The following is a 24,769-nucleotide window of genomic DNA, read 5'->3' on the forward strand; positions in this document are numbered from 1 at the left end:
AAGCCGCCGAATTTCGCCAATGATATAAAGAATGTAAGTCTGGTCCGGCAAAAGCGCCGGGGCTCCCGCCGCGCTCTCGCGCCGCGGGAAACCCTGCCTTCCCGAAATCAAAGATTGCTGTCGGTGATGGCGGCGTACACCATGGTGCGCAGTTCGCGCCGCAAGGGATAGGCGCTCGACGGCAGCACCTGCGTCATGAAGATCGTGATCAGCTCTTCCGCTGGATCGATGAAGAACGACGTCGTCGCCGCGCCGCCCCAGTTGAACTCGCCGGGGCTGCCGGGGATCAGCGTCTGCACCGGGTTCATGGTGACGGCAAAGCCGAGCCCGAAGCCGATGCCGTTATAGGCGGCTTCCGAGAACAGGGAGCGCGACATCGCCGGCAGGTCGACCCCGCCCGGCAGGTGGTTCGACGTCATCAGCTTCAACGTCTTCGGGCCCAGCAGGCGGACGCCGCCGAGTTCGCCGCCATTGAGCAGCGCGCGGCAGAAGGTGAGATAATCGGCCGTCGTCGAGCAGAGCCCGCCGCCGCCGGAGATGAAGGAGGGCGGCTCCAGGAACGAGCTCGTCGCCGGATCGTCCTGCAGCGTCAGCGTGCCCTTGCGATCGGCGGCGAGCGGGTTGAAGCCGCCTTGCGGATCGGCCGAATAACACGCCGCGAAACGATGCACCTTGTCTTTGGGTACGAAGAAATCGGTGTCGTTCATGCCGAGCGGATCGAGGATCCGTTCTTTGAGGAACTGCTCGAACGGCTTGCCGCTGATCACGCCGATCAGATAGCCGATCACATCGGTGGCGACGGAGTAGTTCCAGCCTTCGCCCGGCGAAAACTCCAGCGGAATTTTGGCGAGGTCGTCGATCATGCCTTGCAGCGTGCCGGCTTTCTCAACTTCGCCGATCTTGTTCTCGCGGTAAGCGGCATCGACATTGCTTCGCTGCTGGAAGCCGTAGGTCAGGCCCGAGGTGTGCCGCAGCAGGTCCACGATCAGCATCGGCCGCGACGGCGGACGGGTGAGGAAGGCCGGATGGGTGCCGGCCACGAACACGCCGAGGTTTTTCCAGGACGGGATGTATTTGTGCACGGGCTCGTCGAGCGCGACGCGGCCTTCCTCGACCAGCATCATGAAGGCGACGGACGTGAGCGGCTTGGTCATCGAGTAGATGCGGAAGATCGTGTCGTCCTTGACCGGCACCTTGCGCTCGACATCGGCAAAGCCCTGCGAGGTCGAGTGCACGACCTTGCCGCGGCGATAGATCAGGAGCTGCGTGCCCGGGAAGCGGCCGGCATCGATGTAGCGCTGCTTCAGGTGGTTCTCGAGGCGATCGAGCGCCGCCTGGGACATTCCGGCTTGCTCGGGCGAGGCGGGGGTAGGGGCTAACATCGGCGCTGATCTCCGGCTGGCGAGACGTCTTGATAGCCGAAAAGTGTCTCACGTTCCAACCGGCCGTGCTTATCCGAGGTGGAACGGTGGTGTAGGGTCGCGCCAGCCTTCGTCTATTCCGCAGGACAGCAAAAATGCGCCAATTCAGCGAAACCGAACTGACCGCCGCCGTGATCCGCAGCTTCGACAATACGCCTGATCCGCGCGCCAAATTCCTGCTGCAGGAACTTGTGAAGTCGCTGCACGACTATGTCCGCAAGACCGGCCTCACCTTCGAGGAATGGGAGTACGCGATCGATTTCCTGACTCGGACCGGGCAGAAGTGCACCCCGATCCGGCAGGAGTTCATCCTGCTGTCCGACGTGCTCGGCGTGTCGATGCTGGTCGATGCCGTGAACCACAGGGAACGCGAGGGCGCCACCGAGACCACCGTGCTCGGCCCGTTCTATGTCGGTGAGCACAAGGTGACGCCGCATGGCACCGATATCTCGGCCGATCTGCAGGGTGAGCGGATGTTCGTGCAGAGCCGCGTCACCGACCTCGAAGGCAAGCCGCTGGCGGCTGTGCCGGTCGACATCTGGCATGCCGATGGCGACGGCTTCTATGATTCCCAGAAGCCGGCCTATGCGACGCAGGGCCCGTCGTCGCGGGCGCGCTTCATCACCGATGCCGATGGCAGGTTCTTCTTCCGCACCATCCTGCCGTGCAGCTATCCGATCCCGACCGACGGCCCGGTCGGCGAGATGATCGTGCAGACGGGCCGCCACCCGATGCGGCCGGCGCATGTGCATTTCCTGGTCGATGCGCCCGGCTACCAGCCGCTGATCACGCATGTCTTCATCGACGGCGATAAATATCTCGATTCCGATGTGGTGTTCGGCGTCAAGGATGAACTGGTCGCCAGGATCGAAAAGCGCACGGATACGAAGATGCCAGACGGCAAGCCCGCTGGCGAACCCTGGCACCTCATGACCTACGAATTCCGGATGAAGCCGGGTGCCGGAAACGCGCCGAAGCCGATGATGGCGAAGGCCAGCGAGGACGTTTAAGGCAGGGAGTTCTACGGCCTGCTCAATTCTTGTGCGACGCACAAGAATTGAGCGAATCGCAAATTTGGAAAGCTGTGACTGGTTCCTGATCGTCGCCTAGTTTTGCGGCATAAATCTAACAATATACTGATATCAATAAGTTTTTTGCGCTGCCCGAGGCTTGGCACGGAGCTTGAATAGCTAGTGCTGACGCCATCGATGCCGTCCCTTGAGACCACTCATCCGAATTGTGACGCCGCCATTCCGGGGCCTCCCTGGAACACGCCTTTTTGCGCCTAGCGCGGTGACCCAATCGGACGGCCCCCGTTTCACGCACTGACGCAAAAGGACAACGACGCCCATGACGATGCCTACCAATCCCCCCTCACGTCGCGGCTTCAGCCGTCGCCAGCTCCTGAAGGCAACCGGCGGCACGGCGGCCTTGCTCGCCGCGGCCAAGCTGAATTTCCCGGCCGGCGCGTTTGCGCAAGGCGCAGGTCCGGAAGTCACCAAGGCGACGCTCGGGTTCATCGCGCTCAGCGACGCCGGGCCGCTGTTCGTCGCCAAGGACAAGGGGTTGTTCGCCAAATACGGCATGCCTGATGTCGAAGTCGCCAAGCAGGCCTCATGGGGCACGACCCGCGACAACCTCGTGCTCGGCTCGGAAGGCAACGGCATCGACGGCGCGCACATCCTGACGCCAATGCCTTACCTGATCTCGGCCGGCAAGGTGACGCAGAACAATGTGCCGACGCCGATGTACCTCCTGGCGCGACTCAATCTCGATGCGCAGTGCATCTCGGTCGCCAAGGAATATGCCGATCTCAAGATTGGCGTCGACGCCTCGCCGCTGAAAGCAGTGTTCGAGAAGAAGAAGGCGGCCGGCAAGGCGGCCAAGGTTGCGATGACCTTCCCGGGCGGTACCCACGATCTCTGGATTCGTTACTGGCTCGCCGCCGGCGGCATCGACCCCGACAAGGACGTCGAAACCATCACGGTGCCGCCGCCGCAAATGGTCGCCAACATGAAGGTCGGCACCATGGACGCCTTCTGTGTCGGCGAGCCATGGCCCGGGCAACTGGTCCATCAGGGCATCGGCTATACCGCGATCAATACCGGCGAGATCTGGAGCAAGCACCCGGAAAAATCGCTCGGCATGCGCGCGGCGTGGGTCGACAAGAATCCGAAAGCCGCCAAGGCGATCCTGATGGCGGTCATGGAGGCCCAGCAGTGGGCCGACAAGATGGAGAACAAGGGCGAACTCGCGACCATCATGGCCAAGCGGCAGTGGATCAACTGCCCGGTCGAGGACATCGCCGATCGCGCCAAGGGCAAGTTCGACTACGGCATTCCCGGCAAGGTCGTCGAGAACTCGCCGCACATCATGAAATACTGGCGCGACCACGCCTCCTATCCGTTCCCGAGCCACGATCTCTGGTTCATGACGGAGGATATCCGGTGGGGCAAGTACGAAGCCTCTTTCGACAGCAAGGCACTGATCGCCAAGGTCAACCGTGAGGACATGTGGCGCGACGCAGCCAAGACGATGGGCGTTGCCGCAACAGACATTCCGGCCTCGACCTCGCGTGGCAAGGAGACCTTCTTCGACGGCAAGGTGTTCGACCCTGAAAACCCCGCCGCCTATCTGAAGTCCCTGTCGATCAAGCGTGTTGAAGTCTGATCAAGCCCGGGCCGCGCGCAAGCTGCGGGCGGCCCGCTCAGGAAACACGGAGATACAACTTCAATGTCGATGCCCGCGATGAAAGCCGAAGCCACCGCTGTAGCCGTTCCGACCGCGTCACCGGCCGCTACGGCGCCGGTGGTGACGATGACGCCGAAGCAGGCGCCGCGCGCCGAGAAATACGTCAAGATGGCGAAAGAGACCGCGGTACGCGTGGTGCCGCCGCTGATCGTTCTCGCGCTCTTGATGCTGTTCTGGGAACTGGTCTGCCGCCGCACCGGCTCGACCCTGCCGCCACCATCGAAAGTTTTCAAGGACACAAAGGAACTGATCTTCGATCCGTTCTTCGATAATGGCGGTATCGACAAGGGCCTGTTCTGGCATTTGTCCGCCTCGCTCCAGCGCGTTGCCTACGGTTATTCGATTGCCGCCATTGTCGGCATCGCGCTCGGCACGCTGGTCGGGCAGTCGGTGTGGGCGATGCGCGGGCTCGATCCGCTGTTCCAGGTGCTGCGCACCATCCCGCCGCTGGCGTGGCTGCCGCTGTCGCTTGCCGCGTTCCGTGACGGTCAGCCCTCGGCGATCTTCGTGATCTTCATCACCTCGGTGTGGCCGATCATCATCAACACCGCGGTCGGCATCCGCAACATCCCGCAGGATTATCGCAACGTCGCGGCGGTGGTGCAGCTCAATCCGCTGGAGTTCTTTTCCAAGATCATGATCCCGGCGGCGGCGCCCTACATCTTCACGGGCCTTCGCATCGGCATCGGCCTGTCGTGGCTTGCGATCGTCGCGGCGGAAATGCTGATCGGCGGCGTCGGCATCGGCTTCTTCATCTGGGACGCCTGGAACTCTTCGCACATCAGCGAAATCATCCTGGCCCTGTTCTATGTCGGCATCATCGGCTTCGTGCTCGACCGCCTGATTGCGGGACTGGCGAAGATCGTAACCCGCGGCACCGCACTGAATTGAAGGAGAATGTCATGCAGGCCTATCTGAAGCTCGACCACATCGACAAGACCTTCACCCGCGGCAACGCCACGACCGAGGTGCTCAAGGACATCAACCTGACCATCGGGAAGGGCGAATACGTCTCGATCATCGGCCATTCCGGCTGCGGCAAGTCCACGCTGCTCAACATCGTGGCCGGCCTCACCGGCGCGACCAATGGCGGCGTGCTCTTGGAAAACCGCGAGGTCAACTCGCCGGGGCCGGATCGCGCGGTGGTGTTCCAGAACCACAGCCTGCTGCCCTGGCTGACGGTCTATGAGAACGTCCGGCTCGGCGTCGACAAGGTGTTCGCCTCGACCAAGACCCGCGCCGAGCGCGACGCCTGGGTGATGCACAATCTCAACCTGGTGCAGATGGCCCATGCCAAGGACAAGCGCCCGTCGGAAATCTCCGGCGGCATGAAGCAGCGCGTCGGCATTGCGCGCGCGCTCGCGATGGAGCCGAAGGTGCTCTTGCTCGACGAGCCCTTTGGTGCGCTCGACGCGCTGACGCGCGCCCATCTGCAAGACTCGGTGATGGCGCTGCACCAGAAGCTCGGCAACACCATCCTGATGATCACGCATGACGTCGACGAGGCCGTGCTGCTGTCGGATCGCATCGTGATGATGACCAACGGGCCGAGTGCGCGGATCGGCGAGGTGCTGGAAGTGCCGCTGGCGCGCCCACGCAAGCGGCTCGAACTCGCGACCAACCCCGGTTACCTCAAGTGCCGGCAGCGCGTGCTCGAGTTCCTCTACGAGCGGCACCGCTTCGTCGAAGCGGCCTGAGTTTTGCTTGGTCCGGCGTAGGCCGGGCTTGGAAGAGGCAGGAGAAGAAAATGACACCTGAGCAAGTCAATCTCGTGCAGCAAAGTTTCGCCAAGGTCGCTCCGATTTCCGAACAGGCAGCCGTGTTGTTCTACGACCGCCTGTTCGAAGTCGCTCCCTCGGTCAAGGCGATGTTTCCCGCCGACATGACGGAACAGCGCAAGAAGCTGATGGGAACGCTCGCCGTCGTGGTCAACGGCCTCGGCGATCTCGGGTCGGTGTTGCCGGCCGCCAGCGCATTGGCAAAGCGTCACGTCTCCTATGGCGCCAAGCCCGAACACTATCCCATGGTCGGCGGGACGCTGTTGTGGACGCTCGAAAAAGGGCTCGGCGAGGCCTGGACTCCGGAAATCGCCGATGCCTGGACCGCCGCCTACGGCACGCTGTCCGGCTACATGATCTCGGAAGCCTACGGTGGCGCCCAAGCCGCCGAGTGAGGGTGCGCCATGAGCGAACCGCTTGTCATCGTCGGCAACGGCATGGCCGCTGCCCGCCTGGCCTGCATCCCGGAACTGAAGCGATTGATTGCGCCGGCGGGGCCGAGCGATGCCGAGCCGCGAAAGCTCGCGGCGGTGAACTGAGGGCGGCCTGCCCAACCGTCATTGCGAGGAGCGAAGCGACGAAGCAATCCATCGCTCCACCCGTGAGGAGAGATGGATTGCTTCGCTTCGCTCGCAATGACGACGTTGAGCGCGCCGTCTCTTCTCCCTCGCCCCCTCTTGCGGGGAGAGGGTCGGGGTGAGGGGCTCTCGCCGCAAGTCGAATACTTAGAAACAGCCCCTCACCCCAGCCCTCTCCCCGTGAAGGACGGGAGAGGGGCAATCAGCCGCTCAGCCCCTCCGGTTCTTCGCATTCACCGCGATCGCCGCCGCCGCGGTGCGGTTCTCGACGCCGAGCTTGGAGTAGATCTGCTCCAGGTGCTTATCGACGGTGCGCGGGGAGAGGCCGAGGATCTGCGCGATGTCGCGGTTGGTCTTGCCCTTGGAGAGCCACGACAGCACCTCGCCCTCGCGCGTGGTCAGCCCCAGTTCGCTGGAGAATTCCGCCGGGGCGTCGGCACCTGAATCCTTGGCAAGCCGCAACAGGAATTCGTTCGCACCGAGCTTGCCCATATATTGCAGGCGAAGCTGCTCGTTGCCGTGAAGCGCCGTCATCACGGCGGCCTTGGCGCCGGCCTTGCCCTTGCGGGCCTGATCGAGCCATTGCGGGATCGGTTCCGGCAGCACGACGTCGTCGCCCTCGGCCGCAAACGCGTCCGACAGCAGCTTTTGCGCCTGCGGCGTCGCCCACAGGATCTTGCCCGCGGCATTCACCGCGAGGAGGTAACGGCCGGAAACGTCGAGCGCGGCGCGCGCGCTCTGGGTCAGCCGGGCGTTGGCGAGGTGAACGCGGATGCGCGCCAGCATCTCCTGGACCGCGATCGGTTTTGTCACATAGTCGACGCCGCCGGCCTCCAGCCCGCGCACGATGTGCTCGGTCTCGGCCAGTCCCGTCATGAAGATGATCGGCACGTGGTCGAGCCCGGCGTCGCGCTTCAGCCGCCGGCAGGTCTCGAACCCGTCCATGCCCGGCATCACGGCGTCGAGCAGCACGATGTCGGGCGTGATCTGATCGACGATCCGCATCGCGGAAGCGCCGTCGAGCGCGACCATCACCGTCATACCCGCGCCGTCGAGCGCATCGGTCAACAGCCGCAGCGTCTCCGGGGAATCGTCGACGACGAGGGCGACGTCGCGTTTTTTCGGTTCAATGATCATAGCTGTGCAGGGCTTTCAGGGTCGCCATGTACTGATCGAGATCGAAGCGGTCGATCAGCGCGCGCATTTGCGAAACGAAATCGGCATGTTCGGGGTAATCGTTCCCGATCTCGTCGAGTTTGACCTGGATCGCTCTGATATAACCTAGTTGGCCTAATCCGATCAGTTCTTCGACGTGCTTCACCGGCGGCCGCGACCCGGTCTCCGGCTTCCAGTGCGGGGCAGGGATCTGGTCAGCCTCATACTGCCATTCGAGCTTGAGCAGTTGCCGGATGGTCTCCAACAGTTTCGGGATATCGATCGGCTTCATCAGATAGCCGTCATGGAACGGCTGCGCCAGCGGCGCGCCATGCGCCTCCAGCGCGCTCGCCGATACCATCAGGATGCGGGCCTGATGGTGGCCGCTCTCGCGCAACGTCTGCGCCACCGTCCATCCGTCCATTCCGGCCATCGAGATATCAAGCAGGAACAGATCGGGCCGGCAATGTTGCGCCAGTGCCAGGCAGCCGGGCCCATCAGGCGCGCTGAGCAGGATGAAGCCGAGCGGCGTCAGCACTTCGCGGAGGAGATCGCGGTGTGTCGGATCGTCGTCGGTGATGAGGATTGTCTTGCGCGGGCCGTGATAGCCGAAGATCGGCGCCTCCACCGGCGCGATGCGGGTCGGGTTGGTCACTTCCGAGAGCAGGATTTTTACGCGGAACGTGCTGCCGTTGCCGACCTCGCTCGCCACCTTGATATCGCCGCCCATCACGCCGGCCAGCAGCCGGCTGATGGTGAGACCAAGTCCGGTGCCGGTCTGCGGCTGCGAGACGCCGAGCGCGCCGCGTTCGAACGGCGCAAAGATGCGTTCGAGATCGTCCGCCTGGATGCCGGGCCCGGTGTCGATGATCTCGAACTCGGCGACCGGGCTGCGGTAGTGCACCACGAACTGCACGCTGCCGGTCTGCGTGAACTTCAGCGCGTTCGACAACAGGTTGATCAGAACCTGCCGCAGCCGCTTCTCGTCGGCATAGACCACGACGGGCAGCACAGCGGGCCGCTTGAACACGAAATCGATGCCCTTGGCGGCGGCCTGGACGCGAAACATGCCGACGAGCTGGTCGAGGAATTCGCTCAGGCGCACCTCGTCGCGCGACAGATACAGCCGCCCCGCCTCGATTTTGGAAATGTCCAGAATGCCGTCGATCAGTCCCGACAGATGGTCAGCGCTTCGTCGCACCACGCGCACCTGATCGCGCGGCTTGGTGGCCAGGCTCGTATCCTGTTCCAGCAATTGCGCATAGCCGGAGATTGCGTTCAGCGGCGAGCGCAGTTCATGGCTCAACCCCACCACATAACGGCTCTTGGCTAGGTTCGCCGATTCCGCGACTTCCTTGGCACGCTGCAATTCGGCATCGGTGCGCTTGTGCGCGTCGATTTCCTGGATCAGCAGCGTGGTCTGCCGCCGCGTCTCCGCTTCCGCCGCGCGGCGGCTCTGCTCCGCCAGCACGAACAGCCATGCCACCACGCCGATGATGATGCTGAGCGCAAAAAACACCTTCCACAGCACGTCCGACAGCGCAAAGTTCTCGGCGGGCATCGTCGCCGAGGTCTGCAGATAGATCAGCCCCAGCGTCAGCCCAACGAGGCCGGCGGAAACCGCGAACACGCCGAGATAATGTCCGAACTGCGAGTTGATCCGCGCGTAGATTTTCTCCGGCAGCAGTTTCCCGAGCATGTCGGAGACCTGGGCGCCGGCGCGCGCATGCGGCTTGCAGAGGTCGTGGCAGCGCGCATCGAGCGAACAGCACAGCGAGCAGATCGGTCCGGCATAGGCCGGGCAGGAGGCCATGTCCTCCGGCTCGAACGAATGCTCGCAGATACAGCACTGGATCGATTCGAGGTTCTGCCAGCTCCGCTTCGGTTTTCGCGCGATGTAGTATTTTCCGTCCGTCGCCCAGGCAATCAGCGGAGCCGTGACGAAGGCGACCGCCAGCGCCACGAAGGCGGAAAGCGCCCTCGCCGTCGGGCCGAACAGGCCGTAAAACGCCGAGATCGAGACGATGGTCGCGATCGTCATCGCGCCGACGCCGACCGGGTTGATGTCGCACAGATGCGCGCGCTTGAACTCGATGTGCTGTGGCCTGAGCCCCAGCGGCTTGTTGACGACGAGATCGGCGACCAGCGCGCCGACCCAGGCGATCGCCACGTTGGAGTAGAGCGCCAGCGTCTGCTCCAGCGCCTTGTAGACGCCGATCTCCATCAGCAGCAGCGCGACCACGACGTTGAACACCAGCCACACCACGCGGCCGGGATGGCTGTGCGTCAGCCGCGAGAAGAAGTTCGACCAGGCGATCGAGCCGGCATAGGCATTGGTGACGTTGATCTTGATCTGCGAGAGGATGACGAAGCTGCCGGTCAGCGCCAGCGCCATGTCCGGCTGCGACAGCACGTAGCGGAACGCTTCGAGATACATATGGGCGGGCTCGGCCGCCTGCTCGCTGGAGAGGCCATGACTCAACGCGAAGAAGGCGAGGAACGATCCCAGCAGCAGCTTGAGCGCGCCAAAAATGATCCAGCCGGGGCCTGCGATCAATAGCGCAATCCACCACGACGTTCGCGACGTGCGGCGGTCGCGCGGCAGGAAGCGCAGGAAGTCCACCTGTTCGCCGATCTGCGCCACCAGCGAAAACACCACCGAGGCGGCGGTACCGAACAGCAAGAGATCGAGATGCCCGCCAGGGTCGCCGTGTTCGCCGGCAAACTTTCGCCATTCCGTGAACGAGTGCGGATTGGCGTAGGCGATCGCGACAAAGGGAAGAATGTGCAGGATGATCCAGATCGGCTGCGTCCACAACTGGAAGCGACTGATCAGCGTGATGCCGTAGGTCACCAGCGGAATGATCACCACGGCGCTGATGAGATAGCCGATCGGGCGGGGGATGCCGAAGCACATCTCCAGCGCGGAGGCGAGAATGACCGCCTCGATCGCGAAGAAAATGAAGGTGAAGGAGGCGTAGATCAGCGAGGTGATGGTCGAGCCGATATAGCCGAAGCCGGCGCCGCGGGTCAGGAGATCAATATCGATGCCGCATTTGGCGGCATGATAGGCAATCGGCAGGCCGCAGAAGAAGATGACGACGCTGACGACAAGGATGGCAACGGTGGCGTTGGTCGCGCCGTAATTCAGCGTAATCGTGCCGCCGATCGCCTCGAGTGCCAGAAACGAGATGGCGCCAAGGGCCGTATTGGCGACGCGGGCGGCGGACCACCGCCGCGCGCTCTTGGCGGTGAAGCGCAGCGCGTAGTCTTCCAGCGTCTGGTTGGCAACCCACTGATTATACTGGCGCCTGACGCGGTCTATCCGCTGCCGCCCTGCCACTTAGTTGCTCCTGCCCGGTTTGCCCGACCCTGCGTAGCCAGCAAACTCCGTACCAGAAACCTACGTCGCTATTTTGCGGTGCAGTATACGCAATCCCACGTATCTGTGCAGTGCACAATTCTGGGCAATCCTCGCCTGACCAATAAGCGTTCTCGAACAAAAAATGGGGTGCTCATGTCAGACGAACCAAACAAGGGCTTGCAGTCGCCGCTTCGCCGCAAACTGCTGATGGGCGCAGCGGCCTTGCCGCTCATTTCGATCCTTCCCCGGCCCTCATTCGGGGCGGCTCCTGCAACCGCCACCGTCAACACCACGGGCCTCGCGGTCACCGATACGGAAGTCACCGTCGGCATCCTGCACTCCGCCACCGGCACGATGGCGATCTCGGAGACCGGCTCGATCCAGGCCGAAAAGCTCGCGATCGAACAGATCAACGCCATGGGCGGCGTGCTCGGGCGCAAGATCAAGTTCATCCAGGAAGACGGCGCCAGCGACTGGCCGACATTCGCGGAAAAGGCCAAGAAGCTTCTCGTCAACGACAAGGTCGCCGCGATCATGGGCTGCTGGACCTCGGCCTCGCGCAAGGCGGTGCTGCCTGTCGTCGAGCAGTACAACGGCATGCTCTATTACCCGACCTTCTATGAAGGTCTCGAGCAGTCCAAGAACGTCATCTACACCGGCCAGGAAGCCACCCAGCAGATTCTCGCTGGCCTGAACTGGATCGCCAAGGAGAAGGGCGCCAAATCCTTCTTCTTCATCGGCTCGGATTACATCTGGCCGCGCACCTCGAACAAGATCGCGCGCAAGCACGTCGAGAACGTGCTGAAGGGCAAGGTCGTCGGCGAGGAATATTACGCGCTCGGCAGCACCCAATTCAATTCGGTGATTAACAAGATCAAGCTGACCAAGCCCGACGTCATCTTCACCGACGTGGTCGGCGGCTCGAACGTCGCCTTCTACAAGCAGCTCAAGGCGGCCGGCGTCGACCTCTCGAAGCAGGCGCTGCTGACGATCTCGGTGACCGAGGACGAAATCGACGGCATCGGCGGCGAAAACATCGCGGGCGCCTATGCCTGCATGAAGTATTTCCAGTCGCTCGACAATGCCAACAACAAGGCGTTCGTTCCCGCCTTCAAGAAGCTGTGGGGCGAGAAGACCGTGATCGGCGACGTGACGCAGGCCGGCTATCTCGGTCCGTGGCTCTGGAAATTGACCTGCGAGAAGGCCGGCAGCTTCGATGTCGACAAGATTGCCGCCGCTTCGCCCGGCGTCGAATTCAAGGAAGCGCCCGAAGGTTATGTGCGCATCCATGAAAACCATCACCTCTGGTCGAAGACCCGGGTCGGCCGCGCCAAACTCGACGGCCAGTTCGAACTGATCTTCGAGACGTCGGATCTGGTTGAGCCCGATCCGTTCCCGAAGGGCTACCAGTAAGCGCAGCGGTTTCCGCAAGCTTCCCGAGCAGAGCTCCCTGGCGTGGACCGTCAATCCGCGCTTGACGACCCCGCGTCGCGACTTTGCTCGCGGCGCGGGGACTTTATCCCCCCGACGGAGAAACATCGATGTTCGGCGACTATTCGATTGGCGATCTGGGCTCCATCTTCGTTATGCAGGGGTTTGCGGGCCTGATCCTGTTTTCCGTCTACGTCCTGATGGCGCTGGGCCTAGCGATCATCTTCGGCCAGATGGGCGTCATCAACATGGCGCATGGCGAGTTCATGATCCTCGGCGCCTACGTTACCTGGATGACGTCGAACTTCTTCCAGGCGTTTCTGCCGAGCCTGTTCAGCGGCTATTTCTTCCTGGCGATGATACTGGCCTTCCTGGCCTCCGGTGCGCTGGGGATGTTGGTCGAATGGGCGCTGATCCGCCATCTCTACAAACGTCCGCTCGATACGCTGCTTGCCACCTGGGGCCTGAGCCTGATGCTGCAGCAGGCCTATCGTTCGGTGTTCGGCCCGCGTGAAGTCGGCGTCGAGCTGCCGCAATGGATGCTGGGTTCGCTCAAGGTGACCGACAGCATCGAAGTCCCGATCAACGGCGTCTTCGTGATGGGCCTGACGGTGCTGATCACCATCGTGGTCGCTTACGTCCTGTACAAATCCCGCTGGGGCCGCCAGGTCCGTGCCGTGGTGCAGAACCGCATCATGGCCGGCGCCGTCGGCATCAATACCGAGAAGGTCGACCGCTACACCTTCGGGTTAGGCTGCGGCATCGCCGGCATCGCCGGAAGCGCTTTCACCATGATCGGCTCCACCGGGCCCACTTCCGGCCAGCTCTACATCGTCGATACCTTCCTAGTTGTCGTGTTCGGCGGCGCCGCCAGCCTGCTCGGCACCATCGCCTCCGCCTTCTCGATCTCGCAGACCCAGTCGACGCTGGAATTCTTCATGTCGGGTTCGATGGCCAAGGTGCTCACGCTGCTCGCTGTGGTCGGAATTCTGATGCTGCGGCCGCAAGGCCTGTTCGCCCTAAAAGTCCGCAAATAACAGAAACAGGCACGGTCATGATCATCCACTCACGCTTCTTCAATCGATCCGAACTCATCGGCTTCATTGCGCTGGCCGCCATCCTGTTCGTGATCCTGCCGCTGTCGCTGGATGTGTTCCGCCTCAACCTGGTCGCCAAATATCTGACCTACGCCTTTGTCGCTATCGGGCTGGTGCTGTGCTGGGGCTATGGCGGCATTCTGAGCCTGGGGCAGGGGGTGTTCTTCGGCCTCGGCGGCTACTGCATGGCGATGTTCCTCAAGCTCGAAGCCTCCAGCGTCGAGAACACCAAGATCCAGTCGACACCGGGCATTCCGGATTTCATGGATTGGAATCAGATCACCTCGCTGCCCCTGTTCTGGCAGCCGTTCCACAGCCTCACCTTTACCATCGCCGCAATCATCCTGGTGCCCGGCCTGTTCGCCCTGATCATCGGCACCGCGATGTTCAAGCGCCGCGTCGGCGGCACCTATTTCGCGATCATCACCCAGGCCGTCGCCGCGATCCTGACCATCCTGATCGTGGGACAGCAAGGCTATACCGGCGGCATCAACGGCATGACCGACCTGCGCACCCTCAAGGGTTGGGACATCCGGCCGGACCATGCCAAGATCATCCTGTACTTCGTCGAGGTGGTGTTGCTGTTCGCCTGCATCGGCATCGCGCAGTTCATCCGCCTGACCAAGCTCGGCCGTATCCTGGTGGCGATGCGCGAACAGGAAGACCGCGTCCGCTTCTCCGGCTACAGCGTCGCCAACTTCAAGATCTTCGCCTTCTGCATGGCCGCGGTGTTCGCCGCGATCGGCGGCGCCATGTTCGCGCTCAATGTCGGCTTCATGTCCCCGTCCTTTGTCGGCATCGTGCCGTCGATCGAGATGGTGATCTACACCGCCGTCGGCGGCCGGATGTCGATCTTCGGCGCGGTGTGGGGATCGCTGCTGGTCAATTTTGCCAAGACCAGCCTTTCGGAATCCTTCCCGCAGCTCTGGCTGTTCGGCCTCGGCGCGCTGTTCATCGCGGTCGTGCTGGCGTTCCCGAACGGCCTGTCGGGAATCTGGGCCGATTACGTTCAGCCGCGCATCGACCGGCTGCTGGCATCACGCAAATCAAAGCCTGGCGCGTGGGCCGACAATTCCGTCGCCGACGGCGCACCGGCAGAGTGAGGCAAGCATGCTCATCGGTCACCAACCCAAGCCCTTTCTGCTCGCGGTCGAGGCGCTCACGGTGTCATTCGACGGCTTCAAGGCCGTGAACAATCTCTCCTTCTATGTCGAGGAGAACGAAATCCGCGTCATCATCGGTCCCAACGGCGCCGGCAAGACCACCGTACTCGATCTTATCTGCGGAAAGACCAAGGCCACCTCGGGCTCGATTCAGTTTCGCGGCAAGGAGCTGACGAAGCTGAAGGAGAATCAGATCGTGCAGACTGGCGTCGGGCGCAAGTTTCAGACGCCGTCGGTGTTCGAAGATCTGACCGTGTTCGAGAATCTGGAGATCTCCTATCCGCGCGGCCGCTCCGTGTTCGGCTCGCTCGCCTTTCAGCGCGATGACGCCGTGAAACAGCGCGTCGAGGAGGTCGCGGAGATGATCTTCTTGAAGGATCGTCTCGATACCTATGCCGACCAGCTCAGCCACGGCCAGAAACAATGGCTCGAGATCGGCATGTTGCTGATCCAGGACCCGGAACTCTTGATGCTCGATGAGCCCGTCGCTGGCATGAGCGTCAGCGAGCGCGCCAAGACCGCCGAACTCTTGAACCGCATCATCAAGGACCGCTCGGTGCTGGTGATCGAGCACGACATGAAGTTCGTCGAGGACATCGCCCACAAGGTCACGGTGCTGCACCAGGGCCAGATCCTGTCGGAGGGAACAATGGAAAAGGTGAAGAACGATCCGAAAGTGATCGAAGTTTATCTGGGACATTGAGGGAGTAGGGGCATGCTGGCTATCTCGGATCTTCACGTCGCTTACGGCCAGAGCGAAGTGCTGCACGGCCTCAACGTGTCAGTGGCGCCCAACGAGATCGTAGCGATCATGGGCCGTAACGGCATGGGCAAGACCACGCTGATGAAATCGCTGATGGGCATCCTGCCCGCGAAGAGCGGCTCGGTGAAAATGGACGGCGCCGAGCTCAACACGATGCAGAGCTTCGAGCGGGTGGCAAAAGGCCTCGCCTATGTACCGCAGGGCCGCATGATCTTTTCCACCATGACGGTGAAAGAGAACATCGAAACCGGCCTGGTCGTATCAGGCGGCTCGGAGGTGCCCGAAGACATCTACGAGCTGTTTCCGGTACTGCTGGAGATGAAGAACCGCCGCGGCGGCAATCTGTCGGGTGGTCAACAGCAACAGCTCGCGATTGCGCGCGCGCTCGCCACCAAGCCGAAGGTGCTGCTGCTGGATGAGCCGACCGAAGGCATCCAGCCGTCGATCATCAAGGAAATGGCGCGCACGCTGAAACGCATTCGCGACGAGCGCGGCCTGTCCATCGTGGTCTCCGAACAGGTCTTGAGCTTTGCGCTTGATATCGCCGACCGCGTGCTGGTCATCGAGAACGGCGAGATCGTCCGCGACGACCCGCGCGACAGCGTCGACGCCGCGCAAGTTTCGAAATTCCTGTCCGTTTGAACCTGTGTTCTAAAAAGGGGAGCTATCGATGCCAGAGACACTGATCAAGGTCGATCTTTCGAAGTCGGCCTACGAGAACGACATGATCCACAACCGCTGGCACCCCGATATTCCGATCGTGGCGTGGGTCAATCCGGGCGACGATTTCATCATCGAGACTTATGACTGGACCGGCGGCTTCATCAAGAACAACGATTCCGCCGACGACGTGCGCGACATCGATCTGTCGATCGTGCACTTCCTGTCCGGTCCGATCGGGGTCAAGGGTGCCGAGCCCGGCGATTTGCTCGTCGTCGACCTGCTCGACGTCGGTCCACTGAAGGAAAGCCTCTGGGGTTTTAACGGCTTCTTCTCCAAGCAGAACGGCGGCGGCTTCCTCACTGATCATTTCCCGCTGGCGCAGAAATCGATCTGGGACATCAAGGGTCTCTACACTTCGTCGCGCCACGTGCCCGGCGTGAGTTTTGCCGGCTTGATCCATCCCGGCCTGATCGGCTGTTTGCCCGATCCGAAGCTGCTGGCGACCTGGAACGAGCGCGAGACCGCACTGATCGCGACCAACCCGACCCGCGTCCCGGGTCTTGCCAATCCGCCGTTTGCCGCGACCGCCCATGCCGGTCGCGCCAAGGGCGACGCCAAGGCCAAGGTCGGCGCGGAAGGCGCCCGTACCGTGCCGCCGCGCGAGCATGGCGGCAATTGCGACATCAAGGATCTGTCGCGCGGCTCGAAAATTTTCTTCCCGGTCTATGTGCCGGGCGGCGGGCTGTCGATGGGCGATCTGCACTTCAGCCAGGGCGACGGCGAGATCACCTTCTGCGGCGCCATCGAAATGGCTGGCTGGCTGCACTTGAAGGTCGAAATCATCAAGGACGGTGTTGCCAAATACGGCATCAAGAATCCTGTATTCAAGCCGTCGCCGATCACGCCGAACTACAAGGACTACCTGATCTTCGAGGGCATCTCGGTCGACGAGGCCGGCAAGCAGCATTACCTCGACGTTCACATCGCCTATCGCCAGGCCTGCCTGAACGCGATCGAGTACCTCAAGAAGTTCGGCTATTCCGGCGCGCAGGCCTATTCGATCCTCGGCACCGCGCCGTGCCAGGGCCACATCTCCGGCGTGGTCGACGTTCCCAACGCCTGCGCCACGCTGTGGCTGCCGACGGAGATCTTTGACTTCGACATCATGCCGTCGTCGGCGGGGCCGATCAAACACATCACGGGCGACATCCAGATGCCGATCTCGCCGGACAAGTGATCCCTGCGCGAGAAGGATGCGGGGCGGCTCAAGCGTGCCGGCCGCCCCGCATCCGCCATCGCCAAATTCCCTTCCGGACCCTCGCGCAAGGAAACCCAATGCCCGTCTACGAGTATCTCTGCAACGATTGCGGTCCGTTCACCGACATACGGCCGATGTCCGAATACAACAATCCGCAGGACTGCCCGCGCTGCGACAATGAATCGCCGCGCGTAATCCTGACCGCGCCGGCGTTCTTCTGCATGCCGTCCGACAAGCGGAAAGCAATCGCCACCAACGAGCGCAGCGCCCACGCGCCGAAGACATCAGGCGAATACAAGGCGTCCCACGGTCCCGGCTGCGGCTGCTGTTCATCCGGAAAGAAGAAGCCGGCGCGGCTGGTGACCAAGACAAAGGGCGGCGCGAAGGGTTTTCCGACTGCGCGGCCATGGATGATCAGCCACTAAAGCATGATGAAACCAGATTTGATTGCAACCACGAAGAAGGTGCGCTCCGCTTGCGGGGGAGGGTTGGGGTGGGGCTGTCTCCGCGGGCGACACTGCCGCTTCGCTCGTCTCGGCCCCCGCAAGCGGGAGAGGTAAAGCGCGTCTGCGGCTAACTTGTCTGACTAAGACCACATGCTCTAGCGATCCTTCAAACCCAAACCAGAACAAGAGGCGATCCAATGCTCCACGGTGACATTTCTTCCAGCAACGACACGGTCGGCGTCGCGGTCGTCAACTACAAAATGCCGCGCCTGCACACCAAGGCCGAGGTGCTCGACAACGCCCGGAAGATCGCCGACATGATCGTGGGCATGAAGCTCGGCCTGCCGGGCATGGACCTCGTGATCTTCCCGGAATATTCCACCCACGGCATCATGTACGACTCCAAGGAGATGTACGAGACGGCTTCGTCGGTCCCGGGGGCCGAGACCGAGATCTTCGCGGAAGCCTGCCGCAAGGCCAAGGTGTGGGGCGTGTTCTCGCTGACCGGCGAGCGCCACGAGGAGCATCCGCACAAGGCGCCTTACAACACCCTGATCCTGATGAACGACAAGGGCGAGATCGTCCAGAAGTATCGAAAGATTATGCCGTGGGTGCCGATCGAGGGCTGGTATCCCGGAAAGTGCACTTATGTCTCCGAGGGCCCGAAGGGCCTGAAGATCAGCCTGATCATCTGCGACGACGGCAATTATCCGGAGATCTGGCGCGACTGCGCGATGAAAGGCGCGGAGCTGATCGTGCGCTGCCAGGGCTACATGTATCCGGCCAAGGAACAGCAGGTGCTGATTTCCAAGGCGATGGCCTGGGCCAACAACGTCTATGTCGCGGTCGCCAACGCCGCCGGCTTCGACGGCGTCTATTCCTATTTCGGCCATTCCGCGATCATCGGCTTCGACGGCCGTACGCTCGGCGAGACCGGCGAGGAGGAGTACGGCATCCAGTATGCAGCCCTGTCGAAGAACCTGATCCGCGACGCCCGCCGCAACAACCAGTCGCAGAACCACCTCTTCAAGCTCTTGCATCGCGGCTACACCGGCAAGATCAACTCCGGCGAAGACGCGAAGGGCGTGGCGGAGTGCCCCTACGATTTCTATGCGAAGTGGATCGCCGATCCCGAAGGCACGCGCGAGATGGTCGAAGCGATGACGCGGCCGACGGTCGGCACCGACGAATGCCCGATCGAGGGGATTCCGAACGAGGCAACGGCGAGTAATTACTAGGCACAGAATTGTAGGGTGGGCAAAGCGAAAGCGTGCCCACCATTCACGATGAACGTGTCGATGGATGGTGGGCACAGCGCAAGGGCGCCTTTGCCCACCCTACGGCTCTTTGCGCACCATGTCGCACTCCAGCGGCGATGTCTGTTGGCTGGGATAACGCGGACATTGTTCGGAGTCGTAGTAACGCTGATGACCCCCTTGAGACATGGGCCAACCCGGCAAGGGGCACTCGCCTTCCTGGCGGCGCGCACCAAGGCCGCCCAGCTCGGGACGGATGCGCACCTCGCTGCCGTCGCCACGCAGTTGCAAAAGCGCTTGCGTAGCTGTGATCGCACTGCTCATTAGATTGAGTGCAGAAGCCGGCGATGCTGTCTGCTGGCGCGCGTCTACCGTGGTTAGGCGGCTTGGCGCCCCCGACCAAGGTCGCGATGCTGTATGTCCCGACTTCCACTCCACACTTTTAGCGCATTCGCTGGGCTTAGCAACGCGGTTGGCTGTTGCATAAGATTGGCCACTTCCAAAAACTTGGTTGCCAGCTCGGCGTCATGTTGCGCCGCTCGGTAAAACTTCGCTATGTACCAGTTGACAAAGCGCACCTGCGCCGTCCGCTTGCCCTCAACGCGCGGGTTTTGCAAGTCACTGCCCACGGCGATTTGCCAGGGAGTTTCAATGAACCGACTAGCCATCTGGAAGAAACGGCGAGCAATTCCTTGCGTTCCTTTTGCCAAGCACTCGCGCAAGGCCAGCGATTCTACACAGGCTACCGTCATTCCTTGACCATAGACCGGATCGAAGCTGCACAAGGCGTCGCCATACACCAGATAGCCTTCTGGAAAGTGAGCCAGTTTTTCGTAGTGGCGTCGTGTGTTCGAAATAAACTTGTATGACGTAAGCGGCGTAAGCGGTTCTGCATTCTGGATCACGTCAAATATTTCCGGCTTTTGCAAGCTACGTGCAAACTCAAGGAAACCAGCATCATCGACCGGTACTTGATCGTCCATGTAACCGCCTAACGTCACGGTCCAACGTTCGCCCTCCTGTGGCAAAAGGGCACCGAAGCGAAAATCAGGCAAACACGCTCCCATAAGAACGAACTTCCTGCCATGCAAATAATTCTCCATATGTTCGGGTTTGAGACGATAGAAGCGGGTGACATAGCCGAGATTGATAGTGATCTGCTCCTCTGGCGGTTTTGCGAAACCAAACGCATTGAGCCATGTGGGGCTTGATGACCCGCGACCGGTTGTATCAACCACGAGATCGGCTTCTATTGTTTCCTTGTCACCTGAACCATTTTTTGATTGGACGCGAACACCGGTCACGCGGCCCGACGGGCGATCAAACACGGGCTCCACAACGTCACGTCGCTCCCGCACCTGAATATTGGGTAGTTGAACGAGCCGCCGTCGCACGAAGCTTTCCAGCGTCGGTCGGCTCACGCCGAGCCCAACCATCTTGCTGGGCGCGTTGTGAAGATAGACACCGTAGTTGAACCAAAGCCCATCGTTGACGATGTCCGCAGCTACCGCTCCCTCGGCAATTATTCCTTCAGTAAACCCGGGAAACGACTGTTCAAGTACCTCGCGCCCACGGGCAAGCAATCCGTGCGTATGCCGTCCTTGTGGTACGCCTTTGCGAGGATCAGGTGAATCCGGAAGCGCGTCACGCTCAAGTACGGTCACTTCGTTGAAATGATCCGCCAAAGCGCGAGCGGCTAAAAGACCACCAATTCCCGCGCCCACCACGATCGCGTGCTTGCCAACGTGCGCCATCGACCCCTCCCAGCATTTACTTAGCCGCAGGACGAAGCAGGACATTCGTTGAACTTGCGCCGGTACGATCGATGCGCCCGGTACAACATCATCGCGCCTTTCGGCATGACCCGCAAGGCTGTACGAGAACGCGCTTCGGTTCTTTGATACCGCCCGGCCCGGGTCGTGATTGAGGGAACTCTTCAGAGCTAAGCGTCAACCTGAAGACAGCTAAGGCGCCGGCCTTGATCTGCCGATCTCGATTGTGTTGCGGGCCGACGAATGACCCCTTCCGGAAGTCACGCCTACTGGATGTTATCGCCAATCGTCGATGATGTAGGCGCCGGGGCGGCAATAGCCGGGATCGTTCTGTCTGTGCATGGTCACGCCCTGAATTTCGCTGCGAAATCCGCGGGCGACGAGATGCCGATAGGCTTCGTGGCGCGCCATGTTCGCGCCAGCCAGCAAGTTCGACATGCCGGCAGCGACCGCTAAAGCCTCGCACGCGTCGAGCAGCCGGAGATAGTCGTGTTCGGCCGATCCACCGTCGCGAGCTGCACCGAATTTAACGAAGCAGGTGTCTGTGCCGGCTTCGCTGCGCGGCCCGTAGTGACACACTGCGAACGCCGCGATGTCACGGGCACCTTCAACCAAAACTGTATCACCCAAACCCTGCGCATGCGTCGCGCCTATCTCACCGGACAGGTCGAGACCCGGGTAAACCGTTTCAGCTACGTCCCGGCACGACTGGAGAGCCTGCTCTCGCTGCGCTTCACTTAACTCGCTGAAGCGCAACCATCCGGCTGCCGTTTGCCGCACCGCTTTTGCCGACATGATTGCTGTGAGGAAACGCGCGTAAAAGCCGTATTTTTGATATAGGGCGATATGCTTCGCGCTATCTGAGAATGTGAATAACCCGACATGCCGCGTATTCCAGGCATTGAATTGCTCCATGGTTTTCGCAAGCAGTGCTCGGGCGATACCTCGCTCCTGGAGATCAGGATGCACAGTCAAGGGACCGAAGAAGCCGACGCTTCCCCAATTGGTGACAAAGTTGGAGCCGACTAGACGCGAGCAACAGTGTTCCTTGGCCCCCATATGATGCCGCCATACTCCAAGGACAATCGCGACTTCCGTTCTTCTCTCAACAACAGACATTCCTGCGTCCGGTTGTGACGTCCGAAAAGTGCCGGGAGCGGGGCATTCATTTCGCTCTCGCGGATGGGCTAGCTCCGCCCGCGGGGGCCCTGCGGCGGCTGAGGATTGTTGGCGGGATTGGTATCGTACTTGGATATTCGCTTGATGAGCCCGCTAGTGGCGAGCGGCTGCAAGTCCGCCTCCAGCGCGTCAGCAATCTCCTTGGCATAGACCTCCCGGTCGTCCACGTAGACTGTAAAGGATCTCAAATACTTTTCCTTCTTCGCCGGATTTTCGATCGTCGCCTTCGTCCACTGGTAGAGCGGATAGTTTTCGACGCCGTGCTCTTCTGCCGCGGCGACATACTCCGCAAAGGCGTCGAACTGGCATTTCAGCGCAGCGCTATGCTCGGCGAGGATATCGAACAGCGACGTCAGTGCCGGAACACGGTGTTTTCGGCGTACCGATTCCGCCGTGGCAGAATCGTTCAGATCGAACCTAACCTGGTACTGCCACTGAGAAGTCACGCGAGTCTCGCATTCTGTGGCACCCGCCTTGTCCCTTTCCGATCGCAAGGCGCTACCGCTTCCTCACGAGCAGGTCCGGCACACGTGTGTCAAGAGCTGGTCGCAATGTCAGGCCGACCGTTTTCGATGGCCGCGTCGTAATCTTCATCATGTAGATCGCGCCGGGGCTCGGGCCTGCATCCTCGACCACGCGCGTGGTGCGTGCCACAAGATCGAGTGTGAGCGCCATCTCTCGAAGCGTTGTCGGCATAAAGCTGTCCCTATCGGGAGGCGATGAAAACTACTGCATTTTGCTCCAGCTTAGCGGAGCGCATACTAGACCTCCTTGGAGCCAATCGGAATCTATAGAAGGCAGTGGAATTCTGGCAGTGTTCCTGTCATAGGCAGGGGCCTTGCGTGACAGGACGGAGCGAACCTCACGCGACAAAGCTCGCGAATTACAAGACGCCGCGTCCGCACTCGCTAACGTCTCCTTCGGATCAATCGCGTCATCTTGGTCGTCGGCCGACTACTTCCGGTCTTCCCCCAACTGCGGACATCACGCATCGGGACCACCACTTCCGAAAAGTGCCAAGAGGCGAAGTGGCGCTTTTCGCGCTCGGAGCGCCAAGCCCACTATTCCATCACTCGACCATAGCGCCGTAGACGAGGTTCTTGAACAAATGCCGGCTTTGCACGCGGGCGGTGGCACCTTGTGTCAGTTGGATGGCGAGCAGTTTTTCTTTGGGGTCTATGGTGAAGCTGGTTCCGAATATGCCGCCCCACATTGCATCGCCCTTTGAGCCCGGGCTCCAACCAAAACCGTCCTGCAGACGGACGGCGAAACCAAGTCCAAACCCGTAGCCAGGACCCGTTGAAGCTTCCGTGGAACCACCCATGCCAACTAAATGGTTTTGCAGCATGAACTCTACAGTCTTCTTCGAGAGATACCGCCTGCCCTCGTACTCGCCACCGTTCAGGATCATTTGCAAAAACTTGAAGTAATCTTCAGCAGTACCACACATGCCGGCGCCACCCTTCAAGTAGGACATCTTGATTTCGCTTTCGGTCCTGCAGAAGCGTAGTGAGAATTTCTTCAAGGGATCGCTATCAAGCACCTCCGCCAACCGCGAGGCTTTCTCCCCCGGTACCCAGAATGCCGTGTCCTTCATGCCGAGCGGGCCGATGACCATTTCTTGCAGCACAACGTCCAACGGCTTCTTTGTTGCGCGTTCAAGAAGGAGGCCCAGAACATCCACCGAGATCGAATAGAGAAAATTCGTGCCAGGTTGATAAGCTAGCGGGATTTGTCCTAGCCGCTTCAACATCTCGTCGCCGGTGATATCTTGCTCGCCAGCCTCGACATTGGCCTGCTCGTAGGCGTCCTTCAGCCGTTTGGACTTCATGGCGCCACCATAGAAGAAGCCCGATGTATGGCGCATGAGATCCTGGATCGTGACCGCCCGGTTCGCTGGCAGATCTTCGATCGTTGTGGTGCCGTCACCGTTCGTTCTGCTCACCTCGACTTTTAAATCCTTCAACTCGGGCAGGTACCGCGCGATCGGATCGTTGATCTTGAAGACACCTTGCTCGACCAGCATCATCGCCGCAACCGTCACGATCGGCTTAGTCATTGATGCCATGCGGAATATGCTGTCCTTCGCCATCGGCTTAGTCTTAGCGGCGTCTTGAAAGCCGTTTGCCTCGAAATGGACCAGCTCTCCGCGCCTGGCGATCAGCGTGACGGTGCCCGAGAACGTGCCGTTGGCCACCTCTCGCTTCATAACGCCCGCGATACGATCTAGTCGCTCGCGCGACATGCCCTGCGCAACGTCTTCACCAGCCTGCGCGAGCTGAGTCTGCTGTGCGTTTGCGGCGTATGGAAAGGTAACGCCGACCACTATCGCGGCAACCAGCGATGCTGAAGCAAGTGTCCTTCGCATAGTTCCCTCCCTCACAACCGATATTCCGATCACACTATACTACGTAGACAGCACTTTCCATCCGGGAGGATGTCGCCTTCGGGTCAATCGCGTCACTTCGGCGCTGCGCCGATCACTTCCGGTCTACCCCGATGAACCGACATCAGAACGGCCTGTTGGGATGTCTCAAACGTGCCAATAGTAGACATACGACCGATGGCATATAAGGCCGCAAGCATGAGGGGCAAGTTAGTCGGGAGACTGGCGGTGGGGAAGTCGAGCGATACTATCGGTCGGTGGACCAAGGGCTACACACAATCTGAACTCGACCGAGCGCAACGCCGATT

Annotated in this window: 22 protein-coding genes; 14 read left to right on the plus strand and 8 right to left on the minus strand. The window is 61.2% G+C overall.

Annotated elements, in window-relative coordinates:
- Nucleotides 1–107 precede the first annotated feature (107 nt).
- Nucleotides 108–1,382 (minus strand): serine hydrolase domain-containing protein, encoded by a 1,275-nt coding sequence (locus AC0QUY_RS11665; RefSeq protein ID WP_475386943.1) that lies wholly within the window; start codon nt 1,380–1,382, stop codon nt 108–110.
- Nucleotides 1,383–1,516: 134 nt separating this feature from the next.
- Between AC0QUY_RS11665 and AC0QUY_RS11670 the strand changes: the two genes are divergently transcribed.
- The 6 genes from AC0QUY_RS11670 (at nt 1,517) to AC0QUY_RS11695 (ending at nt 6,489) form a co-directional block, all read left to right on the plus strand.
- Nucleotides 1,517–2,431, plus strand: coding sequence for an intradiol ring-cleavage dioxygenase (locus tag AC0QUY_RS11670; protein ID WP_475386944.1), 915 nt, complete (start codon nt 1,517–1,519; stop codon nt 2,429–2,431).
- Nucleotides 2,432–2,771: 340 nt separating this feature from the next.
- The gene (locus tag AC0QUY_RS11675; RefSeq protein ID WP_161852807.1) at nt 2,772–4,091 is read left to right on the plus strand and encodes a CmpA/NrtA family ABC transporter substrate-binding protein; all 1,320 of its coding nucleotides are present in this window, start codon (nt 2,772–2,774) and stop codon (nt 4,089–4,091) included.
- A gap of 63 nt (nt 4,092–4,154) precedes the next feature.
- Entirely contained in the window at nt 4,155–5,063 is a 909-nt protein-coding gene (gene ntrB, locus AC0QUY_RS11680) for a nitrate ABC transporter permease (protein WP_161852808.1), read from the plus strand.
- Nucleotides 5,064–5,074: 11 nt separating this feature from the next.
- Entirely contained in the window at nt 5,075–5,869 is a 795-nt protein-coding gene (locus AC0QUY_RS11685; protein WP_475386945.1) for an ABC transporter ATP-binding protein, read from the plus strand.
- A 50-nt stretch (nt 5,870–5,919) separates the two neighbouring features.
- Nucleotides 5,920–6,345: a globin family protein gene (locus AC0QUY_RS11690; RefSeq protein ID WP_475386946.1), complete on the plus strand. Its 426-nt coding sequence runs from the start codon at nt 5,920–5,922 to the stop codon at nt 6,343–6,345.
- 9 nt (nt 6,346–6,354) lie between these two features.
- Entirely contained in the window at nt 6,355–6,489 is a 135-nt protein-coding gene (locus AC0QUY_RS11695) for a hypothetical protein (protein ID WP_475386947.1), read from the plus strand.
- Nucleotides 6,490–6,738: 249 nt separating this feature from the next.
- Here the strand turns inward: AC0QUY_RS11695 and AC0QUY_RS11700 are convergent, their stop codons facing one another.
- Entirely contained in the window at nt 6,739–7,665 is a 927-nt protein-coding gene (locus tag AC0QUY_RS11700) for a response regulator (protein WP_475386948.1), read from the minus strand.
- On the minus strand, nt 7,655–11,026 hold the full coding sequence (locus AC0QUY_RS11705; protein ID WP_475386949.1) for a hybrid sensor histidine kinase/response regulator: 3,372 nt from the start codon (nt 11,024–11,026) through the stop codon (nt 7,655–7,657). Before AC0QUY_RS11705 ends, AC0QUY_RS11700 begins: the two co-directional genes overlap by 11 nt.
- A gap of 174 nt (nt 11,027–11,200) precedes the next feature.
- Between AC0QUY_RS11705 and urtA the strand changes: the two genes are divergently transcribed.
- The 8 genes from urtA (at nt 11,201) to AC0QUY_RS11745 (ending at nt 19,106) form a co-directional block, all read left to right on the plus strand.
- Nucleotides 11,201–12,460 (plus strand): urea ABC transporter substrate-binding protein, encoded by a 1,260-nt coding sequence (gene urtA / locus AC0QUY_RS11710; RefSeq protein WP_475386950.1) that lies wholly within the window; start codon nt 11,201–11,203, stop codon nt 12,458–12,460.
- A gap of 128 nt (nt 12,461–12,588) precedes the next feature.
- The gene (gene urtB, locus AC0QUY_RS11715) at nt 12,589–13,515 is read left to right on the plus strand and encodes an urea ABC transporter permease subunit UrtB (RefSeq protein ID WP_475386951.1); all 927 of its coding nucleotides are present in this window, start codon (nt 12,589–12,591) and stop codon (nt 13,513–13,515) included.
- 17 nt (nt 13,516–13,532) lie between these two features.
- Complete coding sequence (urtC, locus tag AC0QUY_RS11720; RefSeq protein WP_475386952.1) at nt 13,533–14,678, plus strand: urea ABC transporter permease subunit UrtC; 1,146 nt, start codon at nt 13,533–13,535, stop codon at nt 14,676–14,678.
- Nucleotides 14,679–14,685: 7 nt separating this feature from the next.
- Entirely contained in the window at nt 14,686–15,441 is a 756-nt protein-coding gene (urtD, locus tag AC0QUY_RS11725; RefSeq protein ID WP_161852818.1) for an urea ABC transporter ATP-binding protein UrtD, read from the plus strand.
- Nucleotides 15,442–15,453: 12 nt separating this feature from the next.
- Nucleotides 15,454–16,143 (plus strand): urea ABC transporter ATP-binding subunit UrtE, encoded by a 690-nt coding sequence (gene urtE, locus AC0QUY_RS11730; protein WP_475386953.1) that lies wholly within the window; start codon nt 15,454–15,456, stop codon nt 16,141–16,143.
- 28 nt (nt 16,144–16,171) lie between these two features.
- A complete protein-coding gene (gene fmdA / locus AC0QUY_RS11735; protein WP_475386954.1) occupies nt 16,172–17,401 on the plus strand; it encodes a formamidase in 1,230 nt (409 codons plus the stop codon).
- Nucleotides 17,402–17,499: 98 nt separating this feature from the next.
- Complete coding sequence (locus tag AC0QUY_RS11740; protein ID WP_161852820.1) at nt 17,500–17,847, plus strand: FmdB family zinc ribbon protein; 348 nt, start codon at nt 17,500–17,502, stop codon at nt 17,845–17,847.
- 218 nt (nt 17,848–18,065) lie between these two features.
- The gene (locus AC0QUY_RS11745; protein WP_475386955.1) at nt 18,066–19,106 is read left to right on the plus strand and encodes an aliphatic amidase; all 1,041 of its coding nucleotides are present in this window, start codon (nt 18,066–18,068) and stop codon (nt 19,104–19,106) included.
- Nucleotides 19,107–19,501: 395 nt separating this feature from the next.
- On the opposite strand, the gene AC0QUY_RS11750 is transcribed toward AC0QUY_RS11745, so the two are convergent.
- The 5 genes from AC0QUY_RS11750 to AC0QUY_RS11770 all read right to left on the minus strand — a co-directional run bounded on the left by AC0QUY_RS11750 (nt 19,502) and on the right by AC0QUY_RS11770 (nt 24,443).
- On the minus strand, nt 19,502–20,878 hold the full coding sequence (locus AC0QUY_RS11750; RefSeq protein WP_475386956.1) for an FAD-dependent oxidoreductase: 1,377 nt from the start codon (nt 20,876–20,878) through the stop codon (nt 19,502–19,504).
- A gap of 294 nt (nt 20,879–21,172) precedes the next feature.
- Nucleotides 21,173–22,015: a GNAT family N-acetyltransferase gene (locus AC0QUY_RS11755; RefSeq protein ID WP_475386957.1), complete on the minus strand. Its 843-nt coding sequence runs from the start codon at nt 22,013–22,015 to the stop codon at nt 21,173–21,175.
- A 68-nt stretch (nt 22,016–22,083) separates the two neighbouring features.
- Nucleotides 22,084–22,521 carry a hypothetical protein gene (locus tag AC0QUY_RS11760; protein ID WP_161852825.1) on the minus strand — a complete coding sequence of 146 codons (438 nt, stop codon included), beginning with the start codon at nt 22,519–22,521 and terminating at the stop codon, nt 22,084–22,086.
- Between the two features lie 52 nt (nt 22,522–22,573).
- Nucleotides 22,574–22,771, minus strand: coding sequence for a hypothetical protein (locus AC0QUY_RS11765; RefSeq protein WP_202639364.1), 198 nt, complete (start codon nt 22,769–22,771; stop codon nt 22,574–22,576).
- 373 nt (nt 22,772–23,144) lie between these two features.
- A complete protein-coding gene (locus AC0QUY_RS11770; protein WP_161852826.1) occupies nt 23,145–24,443 on the minus strand; it encodes a serine hydrolase domain-containing protein in 1,299 nt (432 codons plus the stop codon).
- Nucleotides 24,444–24,769 lie beyond the last annotated feature (326 nt).

The organism is Bradyrhizobium sp. WYCCWR15520 (assembly GCF_056174665.1).